At 37.1% G+C, this 20,861-nt stretch carries 22 protein-coding genes; 17 read left to right on the forward strand and 5 right to left on the reverse strand.

The genetic code is table 11. The annotated features are described in order from the left end of the window. The first annotated feature begins 152 nt into the window (after positions 1-152). From LLS04_RS06945 to citG, 6 genes are all read left to right on the forward strand, one after another. Positions 153-1,136: a tRNA dihydrouridine synthase gene (locus LLS04_RS06945; RefSeq protein ID WP_323610985.1), complete on the forward strand. Its 984-nt coding sequence runs from the start codon at positions 153-155 to the stop codon at positions 1,134-1,136. Positions 1,137-1,148: 12 nt separating this feature from the next. Further along, positions 1,149-2,951: a DNA helicase RecQ gene (gene recQ / locus LLS04_RS06950; RefSeq protein ID WP_323610986.1), complete on the forward strand. Its 1,803-nt coding sequence runs from the start codon at positions 1,149-1,151 to the stop codon at positions 2,949-2,951. A gap of 331 nt (positions 2,952-3,282) precedes the next feature. Next, positions 3,283-4,329: a PTS transporter subunit IIC gene (locus LLS04_RS06955; RefSeq protein WP_003773416.1), complete on the forward strand. Its 1,047-nt coding sequence runs from the start codon at positions 3,283-3,285 to the stop codon at positions 4,327-4,329. Between the two features lie 21 nt (positions 4,330-4,350). Continuing rightward, on the forward strand, positions 4,351-5,346 hold the full coding sequence (locus LLS04_RS06960) for a D-2-hydroxyacid dehydrogenase (protein WP_323610987.1): 996 nt from the start codon (positions 4,351-4,353) through the stop codon (positions 5,344-5,346). 297 nt (positions 5,347-5,643) lie between these two features. Further along, a complete protein-coding gene (locus tag LLS04_RS06965) occupies positions 5,644-6,348 on the forward strand; it encodes a GntR family transcriptional regulator (protein WP_323610988.1) in 705 nt (234 codons plus the stop codon). Further along, positions 6,335-7,147 (forward strand): triphosphoribosyl-dephospho-CoA synthase CitG, encoded by an 813-nt coding sequence (citG, locus tag LLS04_RS06970; RefSeq protein WP_323610989.1) that lies wholly within the window; start codon positions 6,335-6,337, stop codon positions 7,145-7,147. Before LLS04_RS06965 ends, citG begins: the two co-directional genes overlap by 14 nt. Here the strand turns inward: citG and LLS04_RS06975 are convergent. The 4 genes from LLS04_RS06975 to citC all read right to left on the reverse strand — a co-directional run bounded on the left by LLS04_RS06975 (position 7,144) and on the right by citC (position 10,267). Beyond that, the gene (locus tag LLS04_RS06975) at positions 7,144-7,686 is read right to left on the reverse strand and encodes a biotin transporter BioY (protein ID WP_323610990.1); all 543 of its coding nucleotides are present in this window, start codon (positions 7,684-7,686) and stop codon (positions 7,144-7,146) included. The genes citG and LLS04_RS06975 overlap by 4 nt on opposite strands. After that, on the reverse strand, positions 7,676-8,662 hold the full coding sequence (locus LLS04_RS06980) for a biotin--[acetyl-CoA-carboxylase] ligase (protein WP_323610991.1): 987 nt from the start codon (positions 8,660-8,662) through the stop codon (positions 7,676-7,678). The genes LLS04_RS06975 and LLS04_RS06980 overlap by 11 nt, the downstream gene beginning before the upstream one ends. 93 nt (positions 8,663-8,755) lie before the next feature. Next, the gene (gene citX / locus LLS04_RS06985) at positions 8,756-9,244 is read right to left on the reverse strand and encodes a citrate lyase holo-[acyl-carrier protein] synthase (protein ID WP_323610992.1); all 489 of its coding nucleotides are present in this window, start codon (positions 9,242-9,244) and stop codon (positions 8,756-8,758) included. Positions 9,245-9,247: 3 nt separating this feature from the next. Beyond that, positions 9,248-10,267, reverse strand: coding sequence for a [citrate (pro-3S)-lyase] ligase (gene citC, locus LLS04_RS06990; protein WP_323610993.1), 1,020 nt, complete (start codon positions 10,265-10,267; stop codon positions 9,248-9,250). A gap of 180 nt (positions 10,268-10,447) precedes the next feature. Here citC and citD point away from each other — a divergent pair, with 180 nt between their 5' ends. The 8 genes from citD to LLS04_RS07030 all read left to right on the forward strand — a co-directional run bounded on the left by citD (position 10,448) and on the right by LLS04_RS07030 (position 17,675). Then, a complete protein-coding gene (citD, locus tag LLS04_RS06995) occupies positions 10,448-10,744 on the forward strand; it encodes a citrate lyase acyl carrier protein (RefSeq protein WP_003773429.1) in 297 nt (98 codons plus the stop codon). Then, positions 10,741-11,634, forward strand: coding sequence for an aldolase/citrate lyase family protein (locus LLS04_RS07000; RefSeq protein WP_323610994.1), 894 nt, complete (start codon positions 10,741-10,743; stop codon positions 11,632-11,634). Before citD ends, LLS04_RS07000 begins: the two co-directional genes overlap by 4 nt. Next, positions 11,631-13,178: a citrate lyase subunit alpha gene (citF, locus tag LLS04_RS07005; protein WP_003773434.1), complete on the forward strand. Its 1,548-nt coding sequence runs from the start codon at positions 11,631-11,633 to the stop codon at positions 13,176-13,178. Before LLS04_RS07000 ends, citF begins: the two co-directional genes overlap by 4 nt. A 9-nt stretch (positions 13,179-13,187) precedes the next feature. After that, positions 13,188-14,486, forward strand: coding sequence for a 2-hydroxycarboxylate transporter family protein (locus LLS04_RS07010; protein WP_003773437.1), 1,299 nt, complete (start codon positions 13,188-13,190; stop codon positions 14,484-14,486). A gap of 72 nt (positions 14,487-14,558) precedes the next feature. After that, positions 14,559-15,956, forward strand: a complete 1,398-nt coding sequence (locus LLS04_RS07015) for a pyruvate carboxylase subunit B (protein ID WP_323610996.1) — start codon at positions 14,559-14,561, stop codon at positions 15,954-15,956. After that, positions 15,953-16,222, forward strand: a complete 270-nt coding sequence (locus tag LLS04_RS07020; protein WP_323610997.1) for an OadG family transporter subunit — start codon at positions 15,953-15,955, stop codon at positions 16,220-16,222. Before LLS04_RS07015 ends, LLS04_RS07020 begins: the two co-directional genes overlap by 4 nt. A 13-nt stretch (positions 16,223-16,235) precedes the next feature. Continuing rightward, the gene (locus tag LLS04_RS07025) at positions 16,236-16,559 is read left to right on the forward strand and encodes a biotin/lipoyl-containing protein (RefSeq protein ID WP_323610998.1); all 324 of its coding nucleotides are present in this window, start codon (positions 16,236-16,238) and stop codon (positions 16,557-16,559) included. A gap of 3 nt (positions 16,560-16,562) precedes the next feature. Beyond that, entirely contained in the window at positions 16,563-17,675 is a 1,113-nt protein-coding gene (locus LLS04_RS07030) for a sodium ion-translocating decarboxylase subunit beta (protein WP_003773449.1), read from the forward strand. Here the strand turns inward: LLS04_RS07030 and LLS04_RS07035 are convergent. Then, the gene (locus tag LLS04_RS07035) at positions 17,564-18,898 is read right to left on the reverse strand and encodes a WD40/YVTN/BNR-like repeat-containing protein (RefSeq protein WP_323610999.1); all 1,335 of its coding nucleotides are present in this window, start codon (positions 18,896-18,898) and stop codon (positions 17,564-17,566) included. The genes LLS04_RS07030 and LLS04_RS07035 overlap by 112 nt on opposite strands. Before the next feature lie 121 nt (positions 18,899-19,019). Here LLS04_RS07035 and LLS04_RS07040 point away from each other — a divergent pair, with 121 nt between their 5' ends. The 3 genes from LLS04_RS07040 to LLS04_RS07050 all read left to right on the forward strand — a co-directional run bounded on the left by LLS04_RS07040 (position 19,020) and on the right by LLS04_RS07050 (position 20,767). Beyond that, positions 19,020-19,697 carry a DNA alkylation repair protein gene (locus tag LLS04_RS07040; RefSeq protein WP_323611000.1) on the forward strand — a complete coding sequence of 226 codons (678 nt, stop codon included), beginning with the start codon at positions 19,020-19,022 and terminating at the stop codon, positions 19,695-19,697. 65 nt (positions 19,698-19,762) lie between these two features. Beyond that, positions 19,763-20,215, forward strand: a complete 453-nt coding sequence (locus tag LLS04_RS07045) for a CBS domain-containing protein (protein WP_323611001.1) — start codon at positions 19,763-19,765, stop codon at positions 20,213-20,215. 18 nt (positions 20,216-20,233) lie between these two features. Then, positions 20,234-20,767 carry a DUF4256 domain-containing protein gene (locus LLS04_RS07050; RefSeq protein WP_323611002.1) on the forward strand — a complete coding sequence of 178 codons (534 nt, stop codon included), beginning with the start codon at positions 20,234-20,236 and terminating at the stop codon, positions 20,765-20,767. The last annotated feature ends 94 nt before the right edge of the window (positions 20,768-20,861 follow it).

Here is a 20,861-nt window from a genome sequence, read left to right on the forward strand (position 1 = left end):
TGTAATACAGATAAATTAGAGAAGCTGAGTATGATTTTAACACAATGATATACCTATACACTTTATATGTATTGAAAAAAAAGACGAAAAATGGGACAATAAGTCACAAAGGCTCTTAAAAAAGTAAGTAAGATATTAAGCGAGGAAGAATCATGACACAAAATTTTTGGAAGGCACTACCAAAGCCCTTTTTTATACTAGCACCGATGGAAGATGTAACAGATGTGGTATTTCGCCATGTTGTTGCGAAAGCAGCACAACCCGATGTATATTTCACAGAATTTACGAATAGCGAGAGTTATTTCCATGCGAAAGGACGAGAGAGTCTTCGCGGAAGATTACTTTTCACAGAGGATGAACAACCGATTGTTGCTCATATTTGGGGTGATAATCCTGACTATTTTCGTGATATGAGTATTGGTTTGGCTGAGATGGGGTTTCAAGGTATTGATATCAATATGGGATGTCCTGCACCGAATGTTTTTAAACATGGTCGTGGCTCGGGGCTAATTTTACGTCCTGAAGTTGCCGCTGAAATTATTCAATCGGCTAAAGCAGGTGGTCTTCCTGTGAGTGTTAAAACGCGTTTAGGACATCGTGATGTTCAAGAATATAAAACATGGATTGCTCATGTGCTACGTCAAGATATTTCAAATCTATCCATACATCTTAGAACGAAGACGGAAATGAGTAAGGTTGATGCACATTGGGAGTTAATACCTGAAATCTTAAAACTTCGTGATGAAATTGCTCCGGATACCTTAATCACAATTAATGGTGACATCATGGATTATAGAATGGGTAAAGAACTTGCGGATCTTTATGGTGTTGATGGTGTCATGATCGGTCGTGGTATTTTTCATAATCCATTCGCATTTGAAAAAGAACCGCAAGAGCATAGTGCAAAGGAACTCCTTGATCTTTTCCGTTATCATTTAGATCAATATGATTTGTATTCTGCACAAGAACCTGGTCTATCAAAACCACTGCATCGTTTCTTTAAGATTTATATTCGAGAATTTAAAGGTGCTAATGATTTGCGTACAGCACTTATGGATACAAAAACCACAGATGATGCGCGTAGAATTTTGGATGCATTTGAGAAAGAACACCTTGATCTCTTACTTACCATATAATAAGGAGGCATTATGAATACATTTCAAGTGCTACAAGATTTTTTTGGATTTGACGCATTTCGAAGTGGTCAAGAAGAAATCGTGAATGCAATTATAAACGGTCAGGATGTATTAGCGTTAATGCCAACCGGCGGTGGTAAATCTTTATGTTATCAAGTCCCAGCAGTAATGCTGGAGGGGATTACTATTGTTGTATCACCCTTAATTTCACTTATGAAAGATCAAGTGAATGCTTTAAACTTGATGGGGATTCCATCGGCATACATCAATAGCTCATTAAATGAAAATCAGAAAAGACTTGTTTATGAGCGTGCTCTTCAAAACCACTATAAATTAATTTACGTTGCACCTGAACAATTGTTGACGCAACGATTTCAAACGTTGATTCAAGGGATCACAATTTCTCAAGTTTCGGTTGATGAAGCGCATTGTGTTTCGCAGTGGGGTAATGATTTTAGACCCCAATACTTAGACATACCCAAATTTATAGAGATGGTTCATCCACGTCCTGTTGTAACGGCGTTTACCGCAACCGCAACCGAACGCGTACGTGAAGAAATTAAAACAAATCTTAAACTTATTAATCCACTCGAAACGATTCAATCGTTTGATCGACCCAACTTGTTTTTCCAAACAAACGAATTGAAAGATATCGATAAAAAAGACTATATTTTAGATTACTGTCGCAATACAAAGGATTCAGGGATTATATATTGTCAAACTCGTAATGAAGTTGAGAGCATTACAAACCTACTTCGAAGCCATCACATCGCTTCGGCAGGATATCATGGTGGTATGAATGCATCGGAACGTATTGCAAATCAAGACGCATTCATCCAAGAGAATATCCAAGTTATGGTCGCAACGAATGCCTTTGGGATGGGCATAGATAAGTCCAATGTTCGATTTGTTATCCATCATAATATGCCTAAAGAATTGGAAGGGTATTATCAAGAAGCAGGTCGAGCTGGTCGCGATGGCCAAGCGGCAACGTGTATCTTGCTTTTTAATGGTAAAGATATTCGTACGAATCAATTTTTTATTGAACAACTTGATGAAAGTCATGATGATCAAGACTACCTTGCAGTTGTAAAAAAACGTGCCAATGATCGCTTATCTCAAATGGTCGATTACAGTAAGACAACACAATGCCTTCGGTATAAATTAATGACTTATTTTGATGAGAAAGCACCAACTCAATGTAATCAGTGCTTTAATTGTTTAAACTATTACAAAAGTGTCAATGTAACCATGGAAGCACAGAAAATCATGTCGTGTATCTTAAGGATGCATGAGCGTTATGGAACAGGTCTGGTAATCGATGTCTTAAGAGGCGCAAAAACGCAACGCATCTTAGATTTAGATTTTCATGAGCTCAGTACATATGGAATCATGAATTCATATGATAAGTCACGCATTGAGATTATTATTCAAGGTTTAATTGATGTTGATTATATTGAGCGTCTTACCGATCAATACAATATTTTAAAAATTACTGAAAAAGGAAAGTCATTTCTTATCAATCGCAATGATTTAAGCATTCGTCTACCTAAAGAGAAGCATAAGGCAGAAACCCGAACAACAGTTCATGAAGTAGATACAGATCTTCTTCAAGCACTTAAGTCAATTCGTAAAGAGCTAGCAGATAAACGAGGTGTACCACCTTTTATTATTTTCTCAGATGTCTCTTTAATTGATATGTGTAGTTTAATGCCTCGAAATCCAGAACAATTCTTAGCTGTAAAAGGGGTTGGGAAGAAAAAACTTGAACTTTATGGTGCCCAATTCTTAGAATGCATTCATGAATATATTTAAAACTCGTATTCCAATTACGAGTTTTTTTTATAACCACTGCAATTCTAAAGTTAACGATTTAACGATAAAAGTTGTACAATAAACGAAATAATTCACAAGTGGTGCATGATGTGAAGCTCTAAAATCTTAAGAATCTAACCATATCATCAAAAATATAATCATTTGATTAACTAAAGAGTGGGTTTTAAGTCAATCTGCTTGAAAATGACGAATTTTGATTAAAATATATAATATTAAGAATGTGTGGAGAGTTAATTGACAGTCATTTTAGTGCATGATAATATCACTTTACACTAGTTGTTATTTGATTCACAACTTAGAAGGGGAAATTATGGAGAAAATGAATTCCAAAGATTTTATGAATAAGATTTTACAAGGAGCAGCGATGGGGATCGTTGTTGGTTTGATTCCTAATGCAATATTTGGAGAAATTTTTAAGGCTTTAGGAAGCCACTTTGCAGTATTTGCAACATTAGCGGGGATTGTATTCGCAATTCAGTTTACAGTACCTGTATTAGTAGGGATGTTTTCATCTCTTGAGTTTAAATTAAATGGCCTTCAAATGGCTTCTGTTATTGGAGCTGCATTTATTGGTAGTGGTGCTGCACGTCTTGTTGAAGGTGCATGGGTTTTAAAAGGTACAGGGGATTTAATCAATACAATGCTTACTGTTGCAGTCGCAATCTTAATCATTCGTTGGTATAACAACCGTATTCCGAACCTAGCAATCGTTATTACACCAATCATTGGAGGTGTTATTCCTGGATTTATCGGTTTATTAACATTACCTTATGTTGGTAAGATCACAGGTTTATTAGGATCATTAATTGCGAACTTTACAACGTTACAACCGCTCTTAATGATGATTCTGATTGCTGTATGTTTTGCGTTAATTATCGTTACACCGTTATCAACTGTTGCGATTGCATATGCAATTTCGCTTGCAGGTCTTGGTTCGGGAGCAGCAAACGTTGGGATTGCAGCTACTGTATTTACACTTGCTTACGGTTCATCTAAAGTTAATAACAAAGGTACAACATTTGCACTATTCTTTGCAGGTCCGAAAATGTTGATGCCTAATTACTTAAAAAATCCAATTATGTCTTTACCTATCGCAATTAATGCGGCAGTAACAGGCGTTGTTGCTTACATTTTCCAAATTCAAGGTACAACAGCATCAGCTGGTTTTGGAATTACAGGCCTTGCAGGTCCAATTAATGCTTATAGCTTTATGACTGCAACACCTGTTGTGCGAATTATTATCTTACTTGTTCAATACTTAGTTGTTCCATTAGGGATTGCAATGGTTACACATACAATCTTTACAAAAATGGATCTCTATAAAAATGAAATCTTTACATTTAATTCAGGAAAATAACTAACAGAAGGAGCATAAGCTATGTATAAATTTATCGTATTTAATGTTCGTGAAGAAGAGCGCGAACTGACACTTGATTGGGCTAAACGTAATAGTGTTGAAGTTACAATGGCTGAAGGTCAATTATCAATGGACAACATCCATATGGTAGAAGGTTTTGATGGATTATCTACTAGTCAAAATACAAAATTAGAGCCAGAAATGTATTCAATCTTAAAGGGTTACGGTATTAAACAAATTGCACAACGTAGTGCTGGGTTTGATTACTATGATCTTGATTTAGCTACAGAAAATGGATTAATCATTACAAACGTACCAAGTTACTCACCAGAGTCCATTGCGGAATTTAGCGTGACTTCTGCTTTAAGTTTGATTCGTAAACTACGTGTTATTGAAGAAAAAACACGTCAACATGATTTCCGTTGGCAACCACAAATTCGTGCAGGTCTTTTAAAAGAGATGACTATAGGGGTAGTTGGTACAGGTCATATTGGTCGTAAGTCTGCGGAATTATTCAGTGCTTTCGGTGCTAAAGTGCTTGCATTTGATGTATATCAAAATGAAGAAGCAAAACAATATGTTACCTATGTTGATTCGGTAGAAGAACTTGTTTCAATCTCAGATGTTGTGAGTCTTCATGTTCCTGCAACAAAAGATAATCATCATCAATTTAATGCTGAAATGTTCCGTAAGTTTAAACCAAATGCATACTTTATTAATGCTGCTCGTGGATCAGTTGTAGATACAAAAGCATTAATCGAGGCACTTAATCAAGGTCATCTTGCAGGTGCTGCCTTGGATACTTATGAAAACGAAAGTCCATTTATTCCAAAAGACTTCTCAAATCAAACAATTGAAGATGAACTATTCTTAGAAGTATTGAATCACGAGAAAATCCTATTTACGCCACATATTGCTCACTATACAGATGTTTCTGTGCGTAATATTATGGAATTTGCATTAACATCAGTTCTTGAAATCTTGGAAACTGGTACAACAGCAAATCGCGTTAACTAAATTTAATTTAAGTTTTTACTCGAATAGACAAAAGACACCTTTATTACAGGTGTCTTTTGTCTATCATGTCTCGATATTTGTAATATAAACTGATAGAAATTATCAAATATATACGCATTTTTCACTTTTACGCCTGAATTCTTAAGGTATAATAAAAATGAATGAAATCTTAGGTCATAAGACATGAAAACTGCACAAGGATTTCATAGTGTTTTTTAAGTGTTTATAATGTATACATTTAAGTTGTTTCTTCATATAATGGACTTAAATAGGTATTTTAAACAGAAGGAGGTAATGATGAGAGATTATATGAGTGATGTCATAAGTATGATTGATCTAAATCAAAATCTACCCCTGAATCAAATTATCTATGAAGGATTGCGATCGGCAATTATTCATGGTGTGATTCCAATGGGAGAACGGATTAATGAGAAACATTATGCACAGGCTTTAAATGTGAGTCGTACGCCGATTCGTGAAGCATTGCACCGCATTCAAAATGAAGAAATTGTTCAATATGTACCAAATTATGGGATTGTTGTTACAACGTTTACTCATGAGGATGTGTATGAAATCTACCAGATCCGTACGGCTTTAGATATCTTAGCAACAACTAATGCTATGCGACTAATGACACCAGAACGTGAATCTGTCATGGAAGCGTTATTAACGGAAACTGAAGCGGCACAAGTTGTAGGGGATGTTGATAAGGTTATTGCGATGTCTAAAGAGTTTAATACGATGATTTATCGATTTGCGGAAATGCCTCGATTGGAGACGATTCAAAATCGACTTCGGGATTATATCATTCGTTTCCGAGATATTTCATTAAAAGCAGATAGTCGTCGTGCTAAAGCGCTTCATGAACACCGTCTTATTTTTAGATGTTTAAAAAATAATGATGTCGAACAAGTTCAAATGGTGATTACGGAACATCTTCTGGAATCTCGAGATTTTATTCTCTTAGAAATGGACCGTCAATTACAATATGAAAAAAAATGAAATTGTTTTGCTAGCTTTAAAGTCATTAATTTTAGAAGTGAGTTTATATCCGAAACCAGGATTGGTTGATCCTTTGGATTCAGGATCGCATGATGATATGGATTATAATATGTTTTTAGAGAGTTGTTTTGCGCTTGTTCCTGGATTTGAAGCGTATTTTGAAGCAGGATTTCATCACCACGGTTCACTGCCTGAACTTTTCGATGTGATTCGAAACGTAGGTATTGAAAATGAAAAAGCGATGTTTCGTGCAACGGAGAATGTTAATACGCACAAAGGAGCAAATTTTCTTTATGGTGTGGTAATTGCTGCGATTGCCTATCTAAAAACACCAGATTTAAAGATACTTCGCGAAGGAATTCAGCAGATGACCTCGGGCCTTGTTGATGCGGAGCTTGCATCTCTTACAGATTATAGAACACATGGAGAACGTATGTATCGAGACTATGGTTTTACTGGAATACGGGGTGAGGTCGAGGCAGGAATACCTCATGTATTTGAGTTTGCGTTACCCATTTTAGATTCTGAAGATGATCACGTGCTTGCGCGAAAGAAAGCACTTCTTGCATTGATGCAATCTAATAATGATACCAATATGGTTAAACGCGGTGGAATCGAAGGCCTTAAGTATGGGAAATCGATGGCTTCTAGCAGTTTCAACGATTTGGACGAGCACCTCGTACAAATGAATCATGAATTTATCAAAAGAAATTTAAGTCCGGGTGGAACCGCAGATTTGCTGGCACTAAGTATTTTTATTCAAATGTATCGTGACCATAGATTAAAGGATGCTGTTTAGGCATCCTTTTTGTTTTTTATGTGTTCGGGCATACGCGCTGTGATGAATGCACTAAGCGTCATTGATAACACGTCGGTGGGAACAAACATGAAACAATATGAAATAAATAATTTTGAAATGGGTAATGTAATCCCATGGTAGGTTTTGAGATTAAAATAAAGAATTGGAAGTGCTAGTGTATATAGGATGATTTCTCCAGATACAAAGGCGAGGAAACGGCGATTTTTAGGTAATTTATGGTATAAAGTGTTAATGATATAAACCATTGGAATAAAACCTAGAATGAAGCCGAATGTGGGCGACATTACAATATTGGGTCCAGACATCCCACCAGCAAATACGGGTAAACCGATGAGCCCCATTATAATATAAATGAATACTGCCATTACGGCTTGTTTACGTGTTAATAACAAGGCACTCAAACATATTGCAAGGACTTGCAACGTAAAGGGTACATATGGAATTGGAATTTTAATCATCGATCCAATAATGATAAATACAGAAAATAGAGATGATAATGCAAGATCTTTAACCTTCATAATGTGTTTCTCCTTGAATGCTTACTTCTCCTGAGTTTAATGTACGGATATTTTGGTCTTTATCATTTATAATGAGTTGACCTTTTTCATCAATGTCCTTGACGTAAAACCGTTGTGAGAAGTCTTGATTGATATAAATGTATTGATTGATGATAAAGCATGATGAGCGATAATCGTCAATGATGGTTTGACGATTATCTGGGAATTTTTCATAGAGGCTGAAGAAACAGTCTGTAATGGTTGCAATGAGTTTATTGCGATCAATGTCTCTTTTGATGTGTTGATCGAGTGATGTATAAATTTCATTGAGGTTCTGAGGAAGATTTGAATCATGGAAAACATTGAGTCCAATACCTAAAATGAGATAACGGTATTGATTGCTTTCTAAAACAATTTCTCCTTCGGTGAGTATCCCGGCAAGCTTTTTACCATCTAAGTAGATGTCGTTGAGCCATTTAATATCAACTTCAAGTTGATAAAGCATCTTCAAGGCTTTTTTAACTGCAACCGCAGCGATTATGGTAATTAGTTGGGTGTCCTCAAGAGATAAAGTAGGTACTAAGGCAAGACTTATGTAAATACCGTTTTTGGATGGAGAATAAAAGGTTCGCCCACGACGCCCACGACCCTCACTCTGATGATCAGTTGCAATGAGAAATGGGTCTTTGAATTGATCGGGAATCATTTCTTTTGCGAGAGAATTCGTCGAAGGAATGCTGTCATAACAGCGAATATCCTCCACAAAACTGTTTTTCATGTTGTTTCGAATTTCAGCACTGGATAGATTGTTTGCGTTATCGACGTATTGGTAACCTCGGTTTCGAACAGAATTAATGGTATAGCCTTTTTTTCGAAGTTTATCTACTTCTTTCCATACATTGGCTCGAGTCATATGAAGTAGGTCACCAATCTGTTCGCCGCTCACAAATGAATCCTGGTTTTCAATGAGTAAATCTAGGACTGTCTTGGTTTTCATAGCATCCTCCTTTGCGATTGAAGATTAACATAAAAACACCCTATTGTAAACTTGAAATAACAAAGAGTTTACAATAGGGTGTTTTTTTAGTGTTTATTGTGACGATTTCACGTTTTCGATGAGGGTATTGATTGTATCGATTACGGTATCAAGGGTATGCTTGCGACTTCGGCTGCATCCATGTGCATCATCATCACAAATAAGACATTTACGCGGTGCAATCCCCGGATCTTTACGATTGATGCCCTCGACATCAAGATCGAAAAGGCGACCAAGCGGATGTGTATCTTCCAGGTTGACCATAGCTTCTTTCACCGCTTCAGCTTTTAAATCACTGATGTAATAAGCTTCAGGACCAGTATGATTTTTAAGTTGGCAGTCATAACATTTCGCGAATTGATCCAATTCAAAGATTCCTTGCTTGAATGCCCACTGATAATTGGGCGTTGATTTAGTAGGACCTGGAATATTCAGTTTAAAACTGATGATTGATTGGGTAGGAAATTGTTTTTTGAGTTCAGCGATTGTTTGTACACGTTTTTCACGGGCATCAAGCATTGCTTCTAAAGTTACTTCATTCATACATTAAGCTCCTTTTAATGACGCGATTACCTGTTTGCCTTCTTCACTGATAAAAAACGCAAAGGTTGTTTCTGGGACAAAGTGTCGCACGGCATCAAGGTTTTCTTCAGCAAGCAGTGAACGGACCTTGGTTGCGGAAATAATACTCTCATCATTTCCGATACGATCGACAATTTCTAAATCAAGTTTTCCCTTAAATTCTTCTTGTAAGGCCTCATTATAGATGTTTGTGGCATTTGAAAACGGTTCAGAACCGACATAACGTTTGGTTATGTTTAGGGCTGGAGCGATGTGGTGCGCAAATACACGGGCATCAAGTCGTGCTTGGACAAAGGTCACATCATCATCTTCTTTTAAAAAGTAAGAAGGGAAGGTAGCGCTTGAAACCATATAATTTTCAGTTGGAAGGACCTTCACATTTTTAAGATGTGCAGTTCCTTGACGCACAAGTTCGATACGTTGTGCTGCTTTAAATGCACTCATTTCTTCACTTAAAACAAAAACATAAACGAACTTACTTTCTGAAGCTGCTTTTTCTACCAGAAATTGATGACCCAAGGTGAATGGGTTGGCATTCATGACGATTGCGGCAGTGTTGGGCTCATTTTGATTTAAAGATTCAAGGTTTTTAATAAAAGCATCAAAACCTGTGATAGCTTTCTCCATAAAAACAAGTGTATGATCTACAGATTCAATCTCATGAAAGCCGAGATATTCAAAACCTTTCTTGCACCCTGGTTTTGTATAAACATAATGTTTAAAGAACCCTTCTTGTACATTTTGATTCATGACATGAGAAATGATTTCATTAAAGAGTGATCCACCTTGATACGTCGAATCTACCGCGACGCACTTGATAACATTTTGATATCGTGATGCTGTCGCAATCAGTTCGTCTTCTTCATTATAATATCCGTAAGTCTCATCTAAGGTAGATTCCTCTCGAATGCCTTCTTGCATTAAGAGGTTTAACCATTTTTCCTTAACGCTTGGATTTGATTTGATATAGAGTTTTTTAATCATAATAATCTCCTTTTCTTCACAATTCAATAATAGCATACCAAAGTTTTGTTTCATAAGTGTTTTTTGAATGTTCTTTAAGGACCCTAACCCTTGATGTAAGCGTTTGCCATATGGTATTAATTAAGTACAGGAACCTATGTTACAAGTGTGATGTTTGTGATTTAGGAGGAAGGAGAAGAAATGGAAATAAAACACAGCGCAATAGCTGGTACATTAGAATCAAGTGATGTACAAGTTATGGTGGAACCTTCTACAGATGGAGTCTCTGTAGAATTAAACAGTAGTGTCATAAAACAATATGGCGCTCAAATTCTTGAAACGGTTCATGAAGTCTTAGACACATTGGAAGTCAAAGATGCGAAAATTGTCGTTCAAGATCAAGGTGCTTTAGATTGTACAATCAAAGCACGCGTACAAACTGCTGTTCTTCGTGCAAGCGATACAGTCGATAACCTACCTTGGGGGTCTAAATTATGAAAAATAGAATTAGACGTACGATGATGTTCTTAAATGCACAACGTGCTTCACTTGTGAAAGATGTTTATGTTTACAAGCCAGATTGTGTCATTTTAGACTTAGAAGATGCTGTTTCAGAAAGTGAAAAAGATTCAGCACGTGTTCAACTTTACCACACATTAAAATCAGTGGATTATCATGGTGTAGAACGTTGGGTTCGTATTAATCCCGCAACAACAACGTATTATCATGAAGATATTCGTGCAGCGATTGCAGGCGGTTGCGAAGGAATTCGTTTACCAATGACCGAAACTAAAGAAGAAATCTATGATGTGGAACGCTTAATGGCGGAAGCAGAAAAAGAATTCGGTCGTGAAGTGGGATCAACAATGTTAATGGCAGCCATTGAATCACCACTTGGAGTTATCAACGCATATGAAATCTGTACAGCAAGTCCACGTATGATGGGGGTTGCATTAAGTGCAGGTGACTTTACACGTACCATGCGTGCAACACGTACTAAAACAGGAGAAGAGCTCTTTATGGCTCGATCGATGCTTGTGATCGCAGCACGTGCTGCAGGCATTATGGCATTTGATACGGTACATACAGACCTTAATGATTTCGATAGTCTTGAAAAAGAAACACGATTGGTTAAAGATATGGGATTTGATGGGAAGTCAATTATCTCACCAAGACAAATTGCGACAATCCATAAAGTCTTTACACCAACTCAAAAAGAAATCGAACATGCTCTACATATCGTAGAAGGTGTTAAGGAAAGTGCTGCGAAAGGTATTGGAGTTCTTATTGTTGATGGACAAATGGTTGACGTTGCTCACGTTGAAGGGGCAAAACGTACCCTTGAACTCGCTCAAGCAGCAGGCGTATATAAGGGGGATTTAATATGAAAAACAAAGTAAATCGTATAATTCCTGATGAATTTCTAGTAGATGGTGTTGAAGCCTTCCAAGGTCAATATTATCGTGATAATTATGAGTATACAAAAGCTGCACCAACCATTAAAGCTCAAGTAAACCCACATGATTCAAAGGTTTTAGCTTCCATTCGTGAAGCCATTGAAAAAGTAGGCCTTAAAGATGGTATGTGTATTTCATTCCATCACCACTTTAGAAACGGTGATTACATTGCGGCAATGGTCTTTGAAGTAATTAAAGATATGGGAATTAAGGATCTCTATCTTTGCGCTTCTTCTTTAGGGAAAGCACATGCTTCAATTGTTCCATTAATTGAAGATGGTACGATTACAACCATTTCATCTTCAGGTGTTCGTGATGAAATTGGGGATGCAATTTCTGCAGGAAAACTTAAAAATCCAGCATTAATTCGTTCACACGGTGGTCGTGTTCGTGCAATTGAAACTGGACAAGTTAAAATTGATGTTGCCTTTATTGGAGCACCAACCAGTGATGTATACGGAAATGCTTCAGGTAAAGGTGGAAAAGCAGATTGTGGTGTTCTAAGCTACTCTGATGTTGATGCACGTTACGCTGATAAAGTTGTCGTCATTACAGATACACTTGTGCCATATCCAAACAATCCATATTCAATTAAAGGAATTGATGTTGATTATGTTGTTGAGGTTGATAAAGTTGGAGACTCATCAAAAATTGCAGGAAATGCAATTCGCATGACACAGGATCCACGAGAATTAATGATTGCAGAATATGCAACCAAATGTGTTGTAAACACACCATGGTTTAAAGACGGCTTCTCCTTCCAAACTGGAGCTGGTGGTGCAAGTTTAGCGGTAACACAATTTTTAAAACAACCAATGGAAGAACAAAATATTAAAATGAGCTTTGCTTTAGGTGGTATCGTAAAACCTATGGTAGATATGCTTAAAGAAGGTTATATTCATGCAATTGCGGATACACAAGATTTTGATATCGCTAGTGTTGAATCTGTTCATGAAACACCAAATCATTTTGAAATTTCAACTTCTGAGTATGCAAACCCATTAAATAAGGGAGCATATGTTAATAAGTTAGATTATGTTATTCTTGGAGCACTTGAAATTGACGTTGATTTTAATGTTAACGTTGTTGTTGGTTCCGATGGTACCATTCAAGGAGCACCAGGAGGCCATGTTGATACATCAGCAGGGGCTAAGTGCTGTATTATTGTTTCACCATTAGTTCGTGGTCGTTTAGCGACCGTACGTACATCCGTAACATCTGTAACAACACCTGGAGAAAGTGTTGATATTCTTGTTACTGATTATGGGGTTGCAGTCAATCCTGCAAGACCTGATATTCTTGAAGCACTTAAGAAAACAGATTTACCATTAGTTACAATTGAAGAATTACGTGATATTGCATACGACATTGTAGGGGAACCTGCAGACATTGAGTTTGAGGATAAAGTCGTAGCGTTAGTAGAATATCGCGATGGAACACTTATTGACGTGATTCGTCAAGTAAAAAACATCTAGGGGGACATTATGTCAGAGAAAAAACAACTTAAGTTTTACGGGATTCAATGGCCAATTATGCTAGCAATCCTTGCAATCGGTGCACTCGGAATCTTTACAGAAACATTCGGAACCGATATGCCTGCAACACTATTAGTTATGTTTACAATCGGTATTCCACTTTATGAGATTGGTAACCGTATCCCAATTTGGAATAAATATGTTGGGGGAGGAATTGTTCTTGCGTTCTTAGGAACATCCGCAATGGTATACTTCAATATTCTTCCAGAAGTATATGTAGAATCAATTGGAAACTTTACTGAAAAAGTAAACTTCTTAAACTTATTTATTATTGTATTAATTACCGGAAGTGTTTTATCACTTGATCGTAAAGTTTTACTTAAGAGCTTTGTAGGATATATTCCTGCAATCCTTGGTGGATTATTAGGAGCATTCTTACTTGCTTCAGTTGTTGGAATTTTCTTCGGAAAAGCACCACAAGATATTATCTTAAACTACGTTCTACCTGTAATGGGTGGTGGTAATGGTGGTGGAGCAGTTCCGCTATCACAAATGTATGCGGATGTTACCGGTCTTCCAAGTGAAAACTACTACCAATTCGCTATCATTATTCTTACAGTCGCAAATATCTTTGCAATCATGATGGCATCATTACTTGACCGTCTTGGTGAATTACGTCCGAACTTAACAGGTAATAAGAGCACAATCTTACGTAACGAATCTGAAGAACTTGTTAAAGAAGATGAAAAATATGATCCAACACTTCAAGATGTTGCTGCTGGACTTGTATTAGGACTTGCTTGCTTTGGTTTTGGTTTCTTAATGAGTAAATTAATCTTACCAAGTATCTTTGGTGTTAAGATTCATAACCTTGCTTACATGATTATCTTTGTAGTTATCTTAGCTGCAACAGGTGTTGTACCTCAAAATATTCGTGAAGGTGCAAAACGTCTTCAATCATTCTTCTCAAAATACCTTGTATTAATTATCATGGTTGGAGTTGGTGTTGATTTAGACCTTGGTGAACTTGCTCGTGCATTATCATTCAGTAACGTTATTCTTGCCCTTGCAATTGTTGTAGGAGCAACACTTGGTTCCGCTATCGTTGGTTGGTTCGTAGGATTCTACCCAATTGATGCAGCGATTACAGCTGGTTTATGTATGGCGAACCGTGGTGGTTCTGGAGACCTTGCTGTTCTTGGAGCTGGAGACCGTATGGGACTGATGGCTTATGCACAATTATCATCCCGTCTTGGTGGGGCGATCGTGCTCATCATCGGATCCATATTATTCTCAATCTTTATGTAATGAATGAATGAAAGAGAGAGACTTCAAAGTCTCTCTTTCATTCCGTAATGCAATAGTTCAGAAAGGAGATCTATGCAAACAATTAAAATTAATGATGTAACGGTACGTGATGGAAATCAGTCGTTACTTGCAACACGTATGGAACATGAAGACATCCTTAAAATTTTAGCCGAGATGGACCAAGTAGGTCTGAATGCGATTGAAGTTTGGGGTGGTGCTACCTTTGATGGTGCACTTCGTTTCTTTAAGCGTAGTCCATGGCAAAATTTAAGAGATATGAAACGCGTTGCACCCAATACACCGTTTTCGATGTTGTTACGAGGTCAAAACATTGTAGGATATCACCATTATGATAACGATACGTTAGAACGATTTATTCGTCTAAGTCTTGAAAATGGGATTGATATTATTCGTGTATTTGATGCTTTGAATGATATCGAAAATGTAAAGAATGCAATTTACTTTATTAAAAAACATGGTGGACACTGTCAAGGTGCAATCTCTTATACGGTAAGTCCTGTTCATAATATTGATTATTATGTTACTTATGCAAAACAGTTGGTTGAAGCTGGATCGGACTCGATTTGTATCAAAGATATGGCGGGAATTTTATTACCGGATGTAACCTTTGAACTTGTGAAGCGTTTAAAAGAAGAACTTGATGTTCCAATTAACCTTCATTCACATGCAACAACAGGTCTTTCAAGTCTTGTTTTTGAACAAGCGATGAAGGCAGGTGTTGATATTGTAGATGGTTGTATTTCACCATTTTCAAATGGCACATCCCATATTGCATTGGAAACACTACTTGAAACTGCACATGTCACAAATCGTGAAACTACACTTACCCACACTGCATTACAAGGCGCATACGAAGAAGCAAATGAACTTGCAACGAAATACATTGCAAGCGGTCAATATCCTGCGAAAGCATTAATGATTAATCCCAATATTTTAACGTATCAAGTTCCTGGTGGAATGCTCAGTAATTTAATGAGTCAGTTAAAAGATCAAGGTGCATCCGATCGTTACGAAGAAGTTCTTAAAGAAATTCCAAAAGTTCGTGAAGATTTGGGTTATCCACCGCTAGTAACACCCCTGTCACAAATGGTAGGGACACAAGCGGTCTTGAATGTCTTAACAGGCACCCGTTATAAAATGGTACCAAAGGAAATTAAAGATTATGCTATGGGTCTTTATGGCACATTCCCAGGTCCTGTTAACGAGGACATTATCAATCTTATCTTGAAAGATGAAAAACGTGTTGAAAAACAACCTGTTGAATCCATGCCAAGTGTTTATGAAGCAAGTAAAATTGAACTTGAATCAAAATTAGGTCGTGAAGCTTTAGAAGAAGAAGTGTTATCCTATATTCTTTTCCCTCAAAATGCTATTTTAGAAGGTGAAGAACCTAAAGCACGTCCTGAATTCATTGAATTCAAGATGTTTGATGGAGGAGCTGTGAAATGAGTCCAACATTTACATTTTTAGATGGATTAACTGTGAGTTTATTTTCAATGCTTGTTGTGTTTGTTATTCTTTTACTTTTAGCGCTTGTACTTCAAGTATTTACAGCGGTGTTGTCGAAGTTTGATAAACCGGAAGCGCCAATAGAACAAAGAATTGAAGATAATGATGAAGAACATCGTCTTGTTGCGAAACTTGTTGTGAGCTGTTTAGCTCAAGAAAACGAGTCTCAAAATATTCGTATTAAATCAATTAAGAGAGTTAAGTAGAAGGGAGATATGAATGGAAAAATATAAAGTATCTATAGATGGAAAAGTTTATGAGGTTGAAATTGAAAAAGTTGGCGATTTTGAACCAACAGTGTCAACACCAGTCTCATTAAGCGGTTCTGGCTCTGCATTAAAAGCACCGATTCAAGGATCTGTACTTAGTGTTCTTGTGAAACCAGGACAATCTGTTTCAAAAGGTCAAGCCGTGATGGTTATTGAAGCAATGAAACTTGAAAATGAAATTGTAGCCGATCAGGATGGTGTGATTGATCAAGTGCTTGTTTCCGAAAAACAAGTAGTCGATAATGGTCAAGACTTGTTGACCTACCGAGGTTAAGATATGTTAAATATTCTATTTGATTTCTTAAATCAAACGGGTTTTGCTGCTATGACCTTAGGGCAATTTGTGATGATTGTTATCGCATGCACACTGTTATTTCTTGCGATTAAAAAGGGATATGAGCCTTATTTACTCATTCCAATTGCATTTGGTATGTTGCTTGCAAATTTACCGTTATCAGGGGTTATGGAAGAAGGTGGTGTTTTAAACCTTCTTTATCAAGGGGTTCACCTTGGTCTTTTCCCACCACTGATTTTTATGGGAGTTGGGGCGGCTACCGATTTTGGTCCGTTGCTTTCAAACCCTAAAAGTTTAATTCTGGGTGCTGCTGCACAGTTTGGAATTTTCTTCGCTTTCTTAGGTGCAATTGCACTTGGATTTAATGTGATGGAAGCATCCAGTATTGGAATTATTGGAGGTGCTGATGGACCAACAGCCCTTTACTTAACAAGTCAATTGGCACCACATTTATTGGGGCCTATTGCAGTTGCTGCTTACTCCTATATGGCGCTTGTACCCGTCATACAACCGCCAATCATTCGTGCTTTAACTTCAAAAGAAGAGCGCGAAATTAAAATGGTTCAACTTCGTGAAGTGTCTAAAAAAGAAAAAATTCTCTTCCCGATTGTTGTTACGATCTTAGTGTCACTTATCGTTCCAAGTGCTGCACCTCTAGTGGGGATGTTGATGTTTGGAAACTTAATAAAAGAAGTCGGTGTTGTTCCAAATCTTGTTGAAACAGCTAAGAATCCTTTGATGTATACCATCACAATTTTCTTAGGAATGACAGTTGGTGCAACGGCGAATGCTGAAACCTTCCTTAATACACAAACTTTAGGGATCATTGCTTTAGGACTTGTAGCCTTTGCTGTGGGAACCGCATCAGGGGTTATTGTTGCTAAAATAATGAATCTCTTTATTAAAGATAAAATCAACCCAATGATTGGTGCTGCAGGGGTTTCTGCAGTTCCAATGGCTGCACGTGTTGTACAAGTTGAGGGTCAAAAAGCAGATCCATCAAACTTTTTACTCATGCATGCAATGGGTCCTAATGTTGCAGGTGTCATCGGTTCTGCAGTTGCTGCAGGATTACTCCTCACATTCTTTGGATAATAGCTTAAAAAAACTTTAGGTGGAATGATGTATTCGCTAAAGGTCCACGTATCGCCATTATCGGTACTGATAAAGACCGCATCAGCATTTTTTTGGTAGTCTCCATTATTTTGGGTGATGCGGACTTTAAGTTGATGATCCTCTCGTTGTGGTGCTGTTGCTTGGACAAAGATATCATTCCAGTCGATAGCGGTATCGTTAAGTGTTTGTGCTGAAAGAATAACTTCATTAAAGGTTTCACCGTAATCATTACTTCGATAAAGGTGTGGCGAATTGGGTTGGGTTACCCATAGTGTTTTAGGGCCACTTAGGGATGCATCAGTTATCTTGTTGGTATAGTTTGGGATGGGTTGTGAATTCCATGTTTTACCATTATCCAAAGTATAATGATAACTTACAATTTCTGAGTTTAATGCGACATGACTGGACAAGGCAAGAATGCCTGTTTCATTCACGAAATCGAGATAAGCGGCAGTAATAATTGATAATGGGGGTTCATAAAAGATGGTTGTTGAGGACCAGTTTGCGCCTCCATCCACCGTTGCAGTTACGATAACCTTGCCATCTTTCTTATTTAAAACTTCATGATGGTCTTTTGAACTGAAGATACGTTTGTCTTCTTGAAAATGACCTTGAGTAGATGTAGTGAAGTCATCTGATTCTACCGGGGTTTCAATCCAAGGACTGTCTTCATTTTCGCGTATACGCAAAAACATATTCTGATCATCATAAAAAGATGCTTGAGGATCTGTTTCGTAATCCGGGGTTGTAGGGAAATGCTTTTCCTTATAGGTTTTTTCAGTCATATCGTTATGATATCTCAGTACATCATTTTCCAAATTCATATATAGAATTAAATGGTATTCGTAGTGCATGTTATTTTGTAAGGGCAAGGTTTTAAAAAGTTTATCCGGGCGTCTTGTTGCTTCGGTTGAAAGTTTCACATCAAAGATCCACCAACCTTGCTCTTCAGCTACTGGATCCATCGATTTTAAAGCTTCGATTTTATAATCAATCAAGGGAGCTTTTTGATTGAGTTTTGATTGATGAGTACGAAGGTAGCCACGAAGCCATGCATTCATATTTTCATCTTGGCTGATGGCGGGATTATACTTTGAAGTATAACGTGTAATATCAGGTGCTTGGGCGCATATATAGAAGTAAGCCAAGAGAACTGTTAGAGATATAATGACAGCGAGAATGCGTTTCATTGTTTTCGACATAAAGACTCCTTTTTTAATAAGCATACGACTTTCATTAAATAAATCAACAATAGAATGTCTCGGGTCGTTAGAAGCGTCAAAATAATAATTAGACGTTATAATAGATTCTAGAGGTGATGATATGAAAACGTGGACCGTTGAATCCGTTGTTTTGTATTTAGATGTTTTTAAAAATGAGAGTCGACGTAAGACCTTGATGAAACAAGGTGCGAATGATAAAACAGTGGGAGTTCCCTTAGGAATTATGCGCAAATTGGCAAAAGAAATTGGGAAGGACCACCAATTAGCTTTATCTTTATGGGAACTTAACATTATTGATTATCAATTGCTTGCGGTACTTCTTTTTGATCCCAATGAGCTGGATGAAGTGACCGTATTTAAATTTCTCAATGAGATTCAGGTAATGACGCTTCAGGAGGACCTTATTTTTCGATGTCTTGTTTTCTCACAAGATAAAGATGTGTGGGTTGAGCGTTTGAAGTTTGAGACTGCAGATCATTTAGGGCGTGTTTATTGGACCTTTGTTGTGGATGCAATTAAGCGAAAGCAGAAAAAAGAGCTTGAACTCATGGCTTTATTGGATGAGATTGAAGTGCATTTAGTTCGTGCGCATCCCTTAACGCAATGGATGATGAATCGAGCTTTATGTGAGATTGGCTTTGGTTATTCTGAATTTGTGGATAGAGCTTATGAGATTGGTGAAGCATCTGCGGTCTATAAAGATATGAAAGTAGCCAAAGGATGTACATCAGCGTATGCGCCTTATTGGATGGATGCGGTTTTAAAACGGAATGTGTAATGTTATGTGATTTGGTGGTCGTCTTTGGAACTCATGGTAAAATAAGGGTGTAAAAGGATGGGATTATGACAACATTAAATAATATTAATTCAAAGCATTTAAATGAAGCACCTTATACAAGTATTGCATTTTTATTAAAACCTAAAGGCTTGATTGGATATATTACAAATACCGCAAGTGTTCGACAAGCGTTAGAGAAAATGAGGTTCCATGGCTATACTGCGATGCCTGTAATTACCGAAGATGGTCAATTTTATGGAACGATAAATGAAGGTGACTTTCTTTGGTATTTAATTCGTGAACAAATAACGGACATGAAAGATGTTGAAGAAGTGTATTTAAAAGATATTATGCGTCATTCTTGGAATCCACCAGTAACCATTGATGTAGATCTAACTTATGTTTTAGAACGTATTTTAGATCAAAACTTTGTTCCTGTTGTGGATGATCGTAATAAATTTATGGGGATTATTACGCGTAAATCAGTACTAATGTATTATCAAGATATGAATCGGTAGAAGAAAGGGAGTGTTTGGATGAATCAAAAGGAATTGCTTGTAAGTTTACAAGAACGGTTTGAAATGAATGAACATCGTCATCCTACCATTGCTTGGGATGATGTTCTTGAAGGGATTCAGTCAAATTCACACGTTTTAGATTCGCTTTTATGGATGGAAGAAACGCAAGGGGAACCGGATTTGTTTGTTTTGGATGACGGTTCATGGATATACATGGATTGTGCTCCAGAAAGTCCTGTAGAGCGACGTAGTTTGTGTTATGACGCTTTAGCCTTAGAACAACGCAAGAAGAATAAACCGAGCGGTAGTGCCGTTCAAATTGCGCAGGAGGCAGGGGTGCGTTTATTGGATGAAACACTTTACCGCTTTCTACAAAATCATGATGTCGTTGATCAGAAAACATCATCGTGGATTGAGACACCCGCAAAAATCCGTAATCTCGGAGGTGCTTTATTTGGAGATTACCGCTATGGTACAGTATTTATTTATCATAACGGTGCAGATTCCTATTATGCAGCTCGAGGATTTAGAACTTATTTAAAAATAAAATAAAACAGATTCGATAAGAATCTGTTTTTTTATGATTAATGTTAAAAACAATTGACAACCTAACCGGTTTACCTTATAATCACCTTGAAAAGAAAGA

This window comes from Erysipelothrix enhydrae (genome assembly GCF_035066605.1).
In the GTDB taxonomy this organism is placed as follows: Bacteria; Bacillota_I; Bacilli_A; order Erysipelotrichales; family Erysipelotrichaceae; genus Erysipelothrix; species Erysipelothrix amsterdamensis.